Source organism: Streptomyces monticola (genome assembly GCF_042665355.1).
GTDB classification, from domain to species: Bacteria; Actinomycetota; Actinomycetes; order Streptomycetales; family Streptomycetaceae; genus Streptomyces; species Streptomyces monticola.
The window spans coordinates 447,121-459,665 of record NZ_JBHTCF010000004.1 but is presented as its reverse complement, the minus strand read 5'-3'; the positions used below and the strand labels follow the sequence as shown (position 1 = coordinate 459,665).

The 12,545-nt window shown below is 69.6% G+C and carries 12 protein-coding genes; 5 read left to right on the top strand and 7 right to left on the bottom strand.

Annotated elements, in window-relative coordinates:
• Positions 1-3: 3 nt before the first annotated feature.
• Positions 4-1,542 carry a ricin-type beta-trefoil lectin domain protein gene (locus ACFQVC_RS13190; protein ID WP_381830327.1) on the top strand — a complete coding sequence of 513 codons (1,539 nt, stop codon included), beginning with the start codon at positions 4-6 and terminating at the stop codon, positions 1,540-1,542.
• A gap of 16 nt (positions 1,543-1,558) precedes the next feature.
• Positions 1,559-2,428 (top strand): trypsin-like serine peptidase, encoded by an 870-nt coding sequence (locus ACFQVC_RS13185; protein ID WP_381830325.1) that lies wholly within the window; start codon positions 1,559-1,561, stop codon positions 2,426-2,428.
• 15 nt (positions 2,429-2,443) lie between these two features.
• Here the strand turns inward: ACFQVC_RS13185 and ACFQVC_RS13180 are convergent, their stop codons facing one another.
• From ACFQVC_RS13180 to ACFQVC_RS13170, 3 genes are all read right to left on the bottom strand, one after another.
• The gene (locus ACFQVC_RS13180; RefSeq protein WP_381830323.1) at positions 2,444-3,838 is read right to left on the bottom strand and encodes a ligand-gated ion channel; all 1,395 of its coding nucleotides are present in this window, start codon (positions 3,836-3,838) and stop codon (positions 2,444-2,446) included.
• 20 nt (positions 3,839-3,858) lie between these two features.
• Positions 3,859-4,713, bottom strand: coding sequence for a hypothetical protein (locus ACFQVC_RS13175; RefSeq protein WP_381830321.1), 855 nt, complete (start codon positions 4,711-4,713; stop codon positions 3,859-3,861).
• Positions 4,714-4,884: 171 nt separating this feature from the next.
• Positions 4,885-6,552, bottom strand: a complete 1,668-nt coding sequence (locus ACFQVC_RS13170; protein ID WP_381830319.1) for a fumarate hydratase — start codon at positions 6,550-6,552, stop codon at positions 4,885-4,887.
• A gap of 156 nt (positions 6,553-6,708) precedes the next feature.
• Here ACFQVC_RS13170 and ACFQVC_RS13165 point away from each other — a divergent pair, with 156 nt between their 5' ends.
• Positions 6,709-7,443, top strand: coding sequence for a DUF1707 SHOCT-like domain-containing protein (locus ACFQVC_RS13165; RefSeq protein WP_381830317.1), 735 nt, complete (start codon positions 6,709-6,711; stop codon positions 7,441-7,443).
• Positions 7,444-7,609: 166 nt separating this feature from the next.
• Positions 7,610-8,050, top strand: coding sequence for a WhiB family transcriptional regulator (locus ACFQVC_RS13160; protein ID WP_381830315.1), 441 nt, complete (start codon positions 7,610-7,612; stop codon positions 8,048-8,050).
• Positions 8,051-8,186: 136 nt separating this feature from the next.
• Here ACFQVC_RS13160 and glpX read toward each other — a convergent pair whose 3' ends face one another.
• Complete coding sequence (gene glpX / locus ACFQVC_RS13155; RefSeq protein WP_381830313.1) at positions 8,187-9,218, bottom strand: class II fructose-bisphosphatase; 1,032 nt, start codon at positions 9,216-9,218, stop codon at positions 8,187-8,189.
• Between the two features lie 204 nt (positions 9,219-9,422).
• Between glpX and ACFQVC_RS13150 the strand changes: the two genes are divergently transcribed.
• Positions 9,423-9,944, top strand: a complete 522-nt coding sequence (locus tag ACFQVC_RS13150) for a DUF4245 domain-containing protein (RefSeq protein WP_381830311.1) — start codon at positions 9,423-9,425, stop codon at positions 9,942-9,944.
• A gap of 107 nt (positions 9,945-10,051) precedes the next feature.
• On the opposite strand, the gene ACFQVC_RS13145 is transcribed toward ACFQVC_RS13150, so the two are convergent.
• From ACFQVC_RS13145 to xseA, 3 genes are all read right to left on the bottom strand, one after another.
• A complete protein-coding gene (locus ACFQVC_RS13145; protein ID WP_381830309.1) occupies positions 10,052-10,642 on the bottom strand; it encodes a malonic semialdehyde reductase in 591 nt (196 codons plus the stop codon).
• Between the two features lie 135 nt (positions 10,643-10,777).
• Entirely contained in the window at positions 10,778-11,032 is a 255-nt protein-coding gene (locus ACFQVC_RS13140; protein WP_381830307.1) for an exodeoxyribonuclease VII small subunit, read from the bottom strand.
• A gap of 88 nt (positions 11,033-11,120) precedes the next feature.
• Positions 11,121-12,362, bottom strand: a complete 1,242-nt coding sequence (gene xseA / locus ACFQVC_RS13135; protein WP_381830305.1) for an exodeoxyribonuclease VII large subunit — start codon at positions 12,360-12,362, stop codon at positions 11,121-11,123.
• Positions 12,363-12,545 lie beyond the last annotated feature (183 nt).

Here is a 12,545-nt window from a genome sequence, read left to right as displayed (position 1 = left end):
AGCATGAAACGCACCAGACCCAGGTTCAGATGTACCGTCGCCGCGCTCGCGGCGGTGGCGGCGGCCCTCGTCGGATTCAGCGCTCCCGGCGCGCAGGCCGCTCCCGTGGACGCCGCTTCCGTGAACGCCTCGACCCCGCTCCCGCCGGAGCTGGAGAAGATCCGCGCGGCGGAGGCCACCAAGCTCTACGGCGATCCGGCGGAGCGCCCGCTCGCCGAACGGAAAACTGGCTTGATTTCGCTGGGCGACAGCGAGATCTCGGGCGAGGGGGTCGGCACCTACGAGTCCGGCACGGACGGCCCGGACAACTGGTGCCACCGCTCGCCGGACGCGGCCGTCCACCGCACCGGGATCGCCGCGGACGTGACGTACAACGTCTCCTGCTCGGGCGCCTCCACCGGCAACATCCGGATCGGCGGCAGCAAGCAGTACGCCGACGAGCTGGTGCAGAGCGACAGCCTCGCGATCAAGGCCAGGAACACGAGGATCAAGATGGTGCTCCTCGTCGCCGGGGCCAACGACGATCTGCAGTTCGGTCCCGTGATGACCGACTGCGTGACCCGCTGGTTCCTGCTGCAGGGCGCCTGCGAGCCCAAGTACGCGCCGGGCTGGCAGGCCCGTGTCGACGGCCTCACTCCCAAGGTCACCGCCACCGTCGGCGATCTGCGCAAGGTGATGCGGGACGCCGGGTACGCGGACGGCGACTACAAGCTGGTCCTGATGAGCTACCCGAGCCCCATCGGCCCCGACGTCTACGACAACCCCGGCTTCCCCGGCAAGCTGCCCGGCGGCTGCACCGGCTACGACGGCGACGCCGCCTGGGGCCGCGACGCCGCGGTGCCGGCCTTCGAGCGCGGTATCCGCAAGGCCGCCAAGGACTCGGGCGCGACGTATCTCGACGGCTCCCGGCTCTTCCACGGCCACGAGGTGTGCATGGAGGACACCTGGGCGCGCGGCCTGTACGTGAACCTCTCCAACCCCTTCCCGCCGGACGCCAATTCGGTACGGCAGTCCTTCCACCCCAACGCGCGCGGCCACCGTGCCTTCGCGTCCTGTCTGACCCAGCTCTACAACTCCGGCCTCGGCGAGGCGAGTTGCGCCGATCCGGCGAGCACCGGAAGCCCGAAGCTGTACCCGGGCGCCTGGGACGACGCGTACAAGCCCTTGAAGAACGCGGCCACCGGCACCTGCGTGGACGCCGACGGCGCGAGCACCCGCAACGGCACCAGGATCATCGGCTGGGACTGCTCGGGCGCCCGGAACCAGGGCTGGTGGTACGACAGCGCCGGCGGCGCGGGAGGGCGGTCCCTGCATGTCGAGTCCACCCATGACCGCTGCCTCGACGTACCGAACGGCTCGTACACGGCGGGCACGGCCGTCACTCTCTGGAACTGCCACGGCGGTGCCAACCAGCAGTTCGTACGCCAATCGGGGACCCTGCGCCCGGCCGCGGCCACCGGCCTCTGTCTGGCCCTGGCCTCGGCAAAGGACGCGGTGAAGCTGCAGAAGTGCGACGGCTCGGCGAGCCAGCGGTTCGCCTAGGCCTTACGTTCGGATCATGATCTCCATACTCTCCGTGGTCGCGGCCGCACTGGCCGCGACCACGCTCACCCCCGCAGGGACTCCCGTGGAGTCCGGCGCGGACGACATCCGCGCCTACTGGACCTCCGAGCGCATCCGCGCGGCCGTCGCCGCCGGCTCCCCGGCCGCCGACGAGCCGCCCGACGGCGTCAAGTGGGGCTTCGGCCCCGACTCCGTACGCAACGTCGGCCGCCTGTTCATGACGCTCCCGCCGGACAAGACCGGCAAGGAGCGCGAGGCCACCTGTACGGCCGCCGTCGTCGAGTCGGCCAACCGCAGCGTCGTCGCCACCGCCGGGCACTGTGTGCACCTCAAGGAGGTCGGCGGCTGGATGAAGCGGCTGCTCTTCGTGCCCGCGTACGACAACGGCAAGAAGCCCTACGGCAGTTACACCGCCGAATCCGTGGGCATAGCGCCCGCCTGGTCCGAAGCCGAGGACCACAAGGCCGACTTCGCCTTCGTCACCCTCGGCAAGGACGAGAAGGGCCGGACCGTGCAGGACGTCACGGGCGCCCGCAAGCCCCACTTCGGACCGGTTCCCGGCCCCAAGTCGGCGCTCGGCTACCCCTTCGTGAAGCCCTACGACGGCGAGACCCTGCAGCACTGCACAGGGCCCACGTCGGCGGTCACCGACGCCCGTCTGGCCGGCGGCGAGCAGCTCAAGCCGTGCCGGATGACCAATGGCGCCAGCGGCGGCCCCTGGTACGCGCGTACCGCCTTCCAGGAGGACGTGCAGGTCGGCGTCACCAGCTCACGCCCCAAGGAAGAGCAGTTCAAGGACGTGGCCTGGGGCGCGATGTTCGACGGCGCGGCACGCGAGCTGCACGCGGCGCAGGAACGCAAGTAGGCCTTCCCCGCACGCCTAGTTGGCGAACACGAACAGCGTGAACGCGAAGAAGAGCCCGATCAGGACCGGCCAGTACAGGAGGGTCGGCAGCAGGTTGTCGCGCCACTCCAGGGCCGGGACCTTCGCCTCGGAGCCGATGATGATGGCGTTGGCGAAGATGCCCATGATCACGACGTACTGCGCGATGGCGAAGAACTCCAGATAGGTCAGCGACGTGTCACCGGCGATCTCGCGGATCTGTGTCTGGTCCACGACGACCACGAGCAGCAGCGACACGGCGAACGAGATCGCCGTCCACGTCGAGAACCCGAAGCGCGGATTGCGCTTGTCGTCCTTCGTGTAGACGAACAGCGCCAGGAACATGATCGCCGAGATGAAGAAGGACTGGAGCAGCTTGCCGGTGAGCGGCCCCGCGTAACTGCGGGCCACCCCGATGTTGAAGTACAGCTCGGGCACCGTGATGAAGTTGCTCGCGTACGGCGTCACTCCGTACGTCATCGAGTAGTCGTGCCCCAGATAGCTGAAGCCCGTGTAGTACGGCGACCAGCCCGAGGACACGATGTCCTGGTCGAGCCCCAGGGAGTCGTAGCGCCAGGGCGGGTACGAGGAGAAGTCCGGCACGAGCACCTCGTTCTCGAAGGCGCTCACGGTCATCATCCGCAGCCAGATGTTCTGCTTGTCGAGCGGGTACTTCTCGTAGCTGAACTTCTGGCGCAGCGTGAGGTTGAAGTGCCAGCCCTGGACGGTCTTCCCGTCGGAGGTCTTGGCCTTGTAGACCTCGTCCATGTCGTAGCCGTCGGGCGCCTCGGGGAAGGTCACACCGCGGCTGCTCTCCGGCACGTCGTCGGTGTAGCGCTGCCACACATAGCCGTTGACCTCCACCTCCTCCGGGCTGGAGAACTTCGCGCCCTGGATGAACAGACCGGTGGGGAGCTGCCGGAACTTCGGATACGCCTTCGTCAGCTTGCCCTTGAGGTGGTTCTGCGTCTCCTTCTCGTTCATGACCGGCTGGCCGACCATGGTGGACAGCTCCATGTCGCGGGAGACGATCTGCCAGACGGTGACCGTGCCGAGAGCGAAGAGCAGCGTGGCCGCCGTGGCCATCAGGGCGCACCGCTTGGCCGTGAGCGCGAAGGGGCGGATCAGGGCCGCCGACAGGCACACCAGGAACAGCACCAGGAAGACGAGCAGCGGTGCCCAGCCGTCGCGCTGGGTGTGGCCGGCGTCCACGTCCTCACGGAAGTAGCGGACGGCGCAGATGGCGGTCGCGACGGCGAAGAGGCCGAGCAGCACGAGGTTGGCCCGCTCCAGGCGGCGCGGCCAGCGCCGGGGCCGCCTGGGCTCCGGCTCCGGCGCGCTCGGCTGCTCGGGGGACGGATCCTGCGACGGCTCCGGCGGCGGTTCGGGCATCGGCGGCCCCTGCGGCGTCGTCACGGCGCGAAGGGCGCGGGCGGAGCTGACGGCGAGGGCGTGGCGGCCTGCGGGGGCGCGGACGGCGTCGCCATGGGCTGCGGCTGCTGGGGTTGCCGCGGCTGCTGGGGCTGTGTCTGCGAGTTCTGGGAGGACGGTGTCTTGCGGGGGTCCTGCGGCGGCTCCGGCAGCTTGAACTCGGGCAGCTTGAACGGGATGAAGGACTGCGCGACGTTCAGACCGAGGGCGAAGCAGATGTCCACGGAGAGCCAGCCGAAGTGCATGATCATGAAGGCCGCGGTCATCATCCAGCCGGCCACGTCGTTCTTCTTGGCCTGCTCCGCCAGCTTCAGGTGGTCTTCCTTGAGGAGGCGCACGCTGAGCTTCACGTCGCGCCCCGCGGCCTTGGCCCGGGCGAGCGAGCCGCCGGGGGCGATGGCCATGAGGTTGTCGAGCGACTTGTTCGCCTCGGCGACGCCCTTGTCGAGCTCCTTCGGGTCCTTCTCGCCGCCGATGACGGATCCGACCAGGTCGGCCGAGTTGCCGGTGGCCGCGCCCGACCGGCCCATCATCTTCCACTGCCTGGCCATGCGCTCCCGGTCGCGGTGCGGGTCCTCGTCGTGGGTCAGCCCGGACGGGGGCTGGGCCTGTGGCTGCGCCGGGGGCTGTGACGGGAACTGCGGCTGTGGCTGTCCCGGGGGCTGCGGCGACGGGGACGTCAGGGACGGCAGCGGCGGCAGGGTGGGCGGTGGCGACGGGACGCCGGCCGACGTCGGGGCGGGCTCCTTGGGAGCGGCGGACGCCGCGGGAATGACGGCCAGCGTGCCGCAGAGGGTGACGCTGAGCGCGGCGGTCAGGGCCTTCTTGGGGAGCATGGAGGCGGGATCCTTCCGTACAGGGCCGTACGGCACGGCACGCGTGCTCCCCACCCTTGGACACAAGAACACCCTCCGCAATCGGACGACTGCGGAGGGTGATCCGTACGTGTAATTACGCGCGGTGTCAGGTGTGTTTGCGTGCGGTGGTGCGTGTGCCCGCGTGCGCGGTTACGCCTGTCCGGGCGCCCGCACCGGGATGTTCAGGATCGTCGGCGGCTCGGCCGGGGCCTGGAAGAAGTCATTGCCCTTGTCGTCCACCACGATGAACGCCGGGAAGTCCTCGACCTCGATCTTCCAGACGGCCTCCATGCCGAGCTCCTCGTACTCGACGACCTCGACCTTCTTGATGCAGTCCTGGGCGAGCCGGGCTGCGGGGCCGCCGATCGAGCCCAGGTAGAAGCCGCCGTGCGCGTCGCACGCGTCCGTGACCTGCTTCGACCGGTTGCCCTTGGCCAGCATGACCTTGGAGCCGCCCGCGGCCTGGAACTGCTCGACGTAGGAGTCCATGCGCCCGGCGGTCGTCGGCCCGAAGGAGCCGGAGGCGTAACCCTCGGGGGTCTTCGCGGGGCCCGCGTAGTAGACCGGGTGGTCCTTCAGGTACTGCGGCATCTCCTCGCCGGCGTCAAGGCGCTCCTTGATCTTGGCGTGCGCGATGTCACGGGCCACGACGAGGGGGCCGTTCAGGGAGAGCCGGGTCTTGACCGGGTACTTGGTGAGCTCGGCGAGGATCTCGTCCATGGGCCGGTTGAGGTCGATGCGTACGACGTCCTCTTCCTCGCCCAGGTGCTCATCCGTCGTCTCGGGCAGGAAGCGCGCCGGATCCGTCTCCAGCTGCTCCAGGAAGACGCCCTCGGCGGTGATCTTCGCGGTCGCCTGGCGGTCGGCGGAGCAGGAGACGGCGATGGCGACGGGGCAGGAGGCGCCGTGCCGCGGCAGGCGGACGACCCGCACGTCGTGGCAGAAGTACTTGCCGCCGAACTGCGCGCCGATGCCGATCTTCTGCGTCAGCTCGAAGACCTTCTCCTCGAGGTCCTTGTCACGGAAGCCGTGGCCGAGCTCGGAGCCCTCGGCGGGGATCTCGTCGAGGTAGTGCGCGGAGGCGTACTTCGCGGTCTTGAGGGCGTACTCGGCGGACGTGCCGCCGACGACGATCGCGAGGTGGTACGGCGGGCAGGCCGCGGTCCCCAGGGACCGGATCTTCTCCTCCAGGAACTTCATCATGGAGCCCTCGTTGAGGACCGCCTTGGTCTCCTGGTAGAGGAACGACTTGTTGGCGGAGCCGCCGCCCTTGGCCATGAAGAGGAACTTGTAGGCGCCGCCGTCGGTCGCGTACAGCTCGATCTGGGCCGGCAGGTTGGAGCCGGTGTTCTTCTCGTCCCACATGGTCAGGGGAGCCATCTGCGAGTAGCGCAGATTGAGGTTCTGGTACGCGTCGTGGATACCGCGCGAAAGGGCGGCCTCGTCGCCGCCCTCGGTCAGGACGTTCTGGCCGCGCTTGCCCATGACGATGGCGGTGCCGGTGTCCTGGCACATGGGCAGGACGCCCGCGGCCGCGATGTTGGCGTTCTTCAGCAGGTCGAGGGCGACGAACTTGTCATTGCCCGAGGCCTCGGGGTCGTCGACGATGCGGCGCAGCTGCGCGAGGTGGGCCGGGCGCAGATAGTGCTGGATGTCGTGGATGGCCTCTTCGGCGAGCTTGCGCAGCGCCTCGGGCTCGACCTTGAGGAAGGTGCGTCCGTCGGCCTCGAAGGTGGAGACACCCTCGGAGGTCACCAGCCGGTACGGCGTGGTGTCCTCTCCCGTGGGAAGCAGATCGGTGTACGCGAATTCCGGCATCTCGGCCCATTCCTCACTCGGCAGACAGCGGCGGGCCTCCCTTGGCCAGCGCCCTCAAGGGTAGGACCTGGACTTGTCCCTGAACTTGTGAGGTAAGGCTCAGTCCCGGCCTCCGCGGGGTAGTCGCGATCTATCGCGTTTGGGTACGCTGTCGGGGTGGACCTCGAAAAGCGCCCTCAGCCCCAAGAAGCGCCCGCGGCGGCCCCGGTGACCGAGGGCCCGGAAGCCGGCCCCCGGGATGCGCCGCCCGTGGGCCTTCGCGCCTCGGACGCCGACCGTGACCGCACCGCCGACATCCTGCGCGAGGCCCTCGCCGAGGGGCGCCTGACCGCGGAGGAGCACTCCGAGCGCATCGGCGGGGTGTACCGCGCGAAGACGGTCGCCGAACTCGACCCGTACGTAGCGGACTTGCCGGGAGCGCACCAGCCCGCGGCCGCCGCGTACGCCACCGCGCCCCTGCCCGGCACGATCCCCACGGAGCCGGACGAGAACCTGGTCGCGGTCTTCAGCAGCTCGACCCGCAAGGGCCGCTGGCGCGTGGGCCGCAGAACCCATGCGTACGCCGTCTTCGGCAATGTGGAGATCGATCTGACCGAGGCGCTCTTCGAGTACAAGGAGATCGTGATCAAGGCGGTCTCCGTCTTCGGGAACGTGGAGATCCGCGTCCCGGAGAATGTCTCGCTGCGCGGCAGCGGCAGCGGTGTCTTCGGCAACTTCGAGGTGGACACCCTGGAGGCGTCCGACGCGCAAGCCCCCGTCGTCTTCGTGGACGGCTTCTCGGTGCTCGGAAACATCGAGGCAAAGCCCAAGCGCGGCAAGCTCGTTGCCGATCTGCACAAGTACGTCGGCCGGTACGTGGACAAGCAGATGCGCAAGCATCTGGGGCACTGAGCGGGGCGCCGGACGGCACCTGGCTCCACGCCAACACTCCTGGCGGGGCGCGGAAGTTGAGTCAGAACTTCCGTACACCGGAACTCAGTGCATAGGCCCGCGTACAGCGGGTAGGGACTGCTGCATCGTCTCTTCTCGCCCGCGAAGTCGTCGTCAGGAGTAGACCGTGCTGCCATCGCCGCATCAGTCCCTGCAGGTCGCCGCAGTTCCGGCCGATGGGGCGTCCCCAGCTCGAGCGGAGTCGAGAGCTTGGGGAAGGGTGCCGACGCAAAATCCGGGCCCTCAGGAAGTCGCGCCGAGGGACCAGGACGTTCCCTGGCACTCGGACGCGGTGTGCCGTCGCGACGAGGCCGGTCTGTTCTTCGCGCCGTCCAAGGAGCCGACCGCGGCGCGCCTTTCCCGCGAGGAAGCCGCCAAGCGCGTCTGCGCACGCTGTCCGGTGATGGTCGAGTGCCGCGAGCACGCGCTGCTGCAGCCCGAGCCGTACGGCGTGTGGGGCGGACTCACCGCCGCCGAGCGCCGCGTGGTCCTGGCCCGCCGCAGGCGCCGGGACCTGGAGCTGAAGAAGGCGGCACGCACCACGAACCCGATCGCGGCCGCCGGCTAGCAGTCGCGGCCGCCGGGGCGGAACCCCGACGGAACCCGGACAGGACCTCGCACACGAGTCGGGGTGCCCCTCCGCACAAGGGGCACCCCGACTCGTCGTATCCGGCCTGTTACCTGCTGCTCCGGGCTACTCCGGGCTACTTCGCACGGTCGAAGTCGATGGCGCTGTAGGCGCGCAGCTTCTCCAGGCGGTGGGTGGAGTCGATCTGCCGGATGGTGCCCGACTTGGAGCGCATCACCAGGGACTGCGTGGTGGCGGTCTCGGCGCGGTAGCGGGCACCGCGCAGGAGCTCGCCGTCGGTGATGCCGGTGGCGACGAAGAAGACGTTCTCGCCGGAGACCAGGTCGCCGGTGTAGAGCACCCGGTCCAGGTCGTGCCCCGCGTCGATCGCCCGCTGCTTCTCGGCATCGTCCTTGGGCCACAGCTTGCCCTGGATGGTGCCGCCGAGGCACTTGATCGCGCAGGCCGAGATGATGCCCTCGGGGGTGCCGCCGACGCCCATCAGCAGATCGACGCCGGTGCCCTCGCGCACCGCCATGACCGAACCGGCCACGTCGCCGTCGGAGATGAACCTGATCCGGGCGCCGGTCTCGCGGATCTCCTTGACGATGCCCTCGTGCCGCGGCCGGTCGAGGATGACCACCGTGACGTCCTCGGGCGTGGACTTCTTCGCCTTGGCGACCCGGCGGATGTTCACCGACACGGGGGCGTTGATGTCCACGTAGTCGGCGGCCTCGGGGCCGGTGACCAGCTTGTCCATGTAGAAGACCGCGGACGGGTCGAACATGGTGCCGCGGTCGGCGGCGGCCAGGACGGCGATGGCGTTCGGCATGCCCTTGGCGGTCAGGGTGGTGCCGTCGATCGGGTCGACGGCGATGTCCACCTCGGCGCCGGTGCCGTCGCCGATCCGCTCGCCGTTGAACAGCATCGGGGCTTCGTCCTTCTCGCCCTCACCGATGACGACGACGCCGTTCATGGAGACGGTGGAGACGAGGGTGCGCATGGCGCGTACGGCGGCGCCGTCGGCACCGATCTTGTCGCCGCGGCCGACCCACCGCCCGGCGGCCATCGCGGCGGCCTCGGTGACCCGGACGAGTTCCAGGGCGAGGTTGCGGTCGGGGGCCTCCGGAGAGACCTCGAGTGCGGACGGGAGATGATGCTCGGTCATCGAGGCGTACCTTTCTCTGATACGACCAAGTGGCTGCGCCCGAAGGTGTCCGTCAGGGCGGTGGCGGGCGACGGGTGGGCGGCCGTGAGGGTGTGCCCTTGACTTTATCCTTAGGCCGACAAAATGAGCAGAGGGGGCCACGCATGAGCGCATCGGACGGGTTTGCGCCCACCGGTGCGAGGCCGCCGAGTCGCACCTGCGACGATGGGGGGCGTGGCAGGAATGCAAGGCACGAAGACGATCCGGGACATGGTGCTGTCCCTCGCGGTGGTCGGTGCGGTGGTGGCGTGCATCTACGTCTTCATCCCGCACGACGACTCCACGAACCCCGTGAAGCCCGTGAACTACAAGGTCGAGCTGGCCACGGCCAAGCGCGCGGCGGCCTATCCGATACTCGCCCCCGAAGGCCTCCCGGCCGGCTGGAAGCCGACCTCTGTGCGCTACAAGGGCGCTGAGAACGACCACTGGCACCTGGGCTTCCACGCTCCGGACGGCAAGTACGTCGCGATCGAGCAGTCCACGGAGAAGGCTCCGGTCTTCGTCGACCGGGTCAGCCAGGGCGCCAAGGAGACCTCGGGCCGCGAGCGGATCGGCGACAAGACCTGGCAGCGCTTCGAGGGCTCGACGTACGACGCTCTCGTACGCACGGACAAGGGCGCGACGACGGTGGTCACGGGCTCCGGTTCGTGGGAGCGGCTGACGGAGATGGCCCGGTCGCTGCGGTAGCGGCGGAGGATCTGCGACAGCGGAGCATCCGCGGTATGCGCAAAGGAAAGGCCCCCGGCGCTCGCCGGGGGCCTTTCGCGTACCGCTCGTGCGGTGGTCAGACGTGGTCAGACGGTGGTGACGACCTCGTCGTAGGCGAGGCGGGGCAGGCGCGGGAACCAGGCGTCGGGGCCGGGCTTGCCGATGTTGACGACCATGAGCGGGGTGTGGTCGTCGTCGAGGAATTCCTTCTGTACGCCGGCGAAGTCAAAGCCGGTCATGGGGCCGGCGGCGAGGCCTGCGGCGCGGATGCCGACGATGAAGTACGCGGCCTGCAGCGCGCCGTTGACCTGTGCGGCCTGCTCGCGCACCGGGCGCTCGGAGAAGAAGGCGTCCTTGATGCCGGGAGCGTGCGGGACCAGCTTCGGCAGGTCCTCGTGGAACTCGTTGTCCACGGAGAGGATCGCGACGAGCGGGGCGGCGGCGGTCTTCGGCTGGTTGCCCTCGGCCATCAGCTTCACCAGGCGCTCGCGGGCCTCGGGGGAGCGGACGAGCGTGACCCGCAGGGGGGTCTGGTTGAAGGCGGTGGGGCCGTACTTGACCAGGTCGTAGACCGCCTGGATCTGCTCCTCGGTGACGGGCTCGTCGGTGAAGGTGTTGGCGGTGCGGGCCTCGCGGAACAGGAGGTCCTGGGCGGCGGCGTCAAGTACGAGGGACATACGGGCAACCTTCTCAATGACGGTGGATCTGTCTTCTGCGCATGACTGTATGCCGCATACGTTTAACTTTCAACAAAAGCGGCGGCATGGTGATCGGCTTCACAGGATCCAGGTCGGGTCCGGGGGCTAGCTGTCCTAGTCCTCGGCGCCCTCGCCCTCGCCCTCGCCGTCGTCGGACTCGGTGAGCGCCGCGTCCAGGCGGGCGCGCGCGCCGTCGAGCCAGCGGCGGCAGACCTTGGCGAGCTCCTCGCCGCGCTCCCACAGGGCGAGGGACTCCTCGAGCGTCGTGCCGCCCGCCTCCAGGCGACGCACCACCTCGATCAGTTCGTCCCGCGCCTGCTCGTAGCCGAGGGCGCCCTCGGTGGCGGTCTCGGTCCCCGTGCTGCTCATGTGTTCCACCCTAGATCCCGGTTACGACAACGATGTTGCGGCAGTGCTTCGGCTGCTTCGGCTCACGCGGAGTCCTCAGCCGCAGTCCTCACCCGGAGTCCTCGTCGGTCCCGCTCCCGGAGGACTCGGTGACCCGGACCGTGAACCCGCCCTCCGCGACCCGGGCCCGCAGCTCCTCGCCCGCCGTGGCCTCCGCGGGGGCGCGCACCACCTGACCGTCCGCCTTCTGCAGTACGGCATAACCGCGCTGCAGGGTCGCGGCCGGGGAAAGCGCCACCACGCGCGCGTGCGTATGGGCCAGCTCCGAGTCGGCGCGGTCGAGGAGATGGCCGAGGGTGCGGCGGCCGCGGTCGAGGAGCGCGCCGACCTGCTCGTCCCGCTCGTCGATCATGCGGTGCGGGTGCTCCATGGAAGGCCGGGACATCGCCACGGCCAGGCCGCGCTCCTCACGGTCGAGGTGTATGTCCACGGCCCGCCGGGCCCGTTCCCTGAGGAGCTGCACCCGGTCGTACTCCTCGCCGACGTCGGGCACGACCTTCTTGGCCGCGTCGGTGGGCGTCGAGGCCCGCAGATCGGCGACCAGGTCGAGCAGCGGCGAGTCGGGTTCGTGGCCGATCGCGGACACCACAGGGGTGCGGCAGGACGCCACCGCGCGGACGAGCTGCTCGTCCGAGAAGGGCAGCAGGTCCTCGACGCTGCCGCCGCCGCGCGCCACGATGATCACGTCCACGGCGGCCAGTTCGTCGAGCTCCTTGACCGCCTGCACCACCTGCGGCACCGCGTGCACCCCCTGCACCGGGACGTTGCGCACCTCGAAGCGGACGGCGGGCCAGCGATGCCGGGCGTTCTCCAGGACGTCCCGCTCGGCCGCCGACGCGCGGCCGCAGACGAGCCCGATCAGCTGCGGCAGGAAGGGCAGCGCCTTCTTCCGCTCGGCGGCGAACAGCCCCTCGCGCGCCAGGGACTTCTTCAACTGCTCCAGGCGGGCGAGCAGTTCGCCCACGCCGACCGGCTTTATCTCCGCGGCCCGCAGCGACAGCTGCCCCCGCGGTGCGTACCACTCCGGCTTCGCGTGTACGACGACCCTGGCGCCCTCGGAGACGACATCGGCCACCGCGTCGAAGACCTGGCGGTAACAGGTGACGCTCACGGAGATGTCGTACGACGGGTCGCGCAGCGTCATGAAGACCACCCCGGCCCCGGGCCGCCTGCTCAGCTGGGTGATCTGTCCCTCGACCCAGACGGCACCGAGCCGGTCGATCCACCCGCCGATGAGCCGCGAGACCTCGCCCACCGGCAAGGGGGTTTCGGGGGAGGTGTTGAGAGCCATGCGAAGGAGCGTAGCCGCCGGGGGTGACAAGTCGGGCCGGGCGAGGCAGGGGCGGTCAGTCGTGCCCCAAAGGGGCGCGGGGGAACTGCGCGACCAGCCACGACGCACCCGCAGGTGCCTTACCGGACGTCCCGCGGAGCGTTAGGCGCGCGACGGCCTCGACCGGCTCTGCACCGCCAGCAC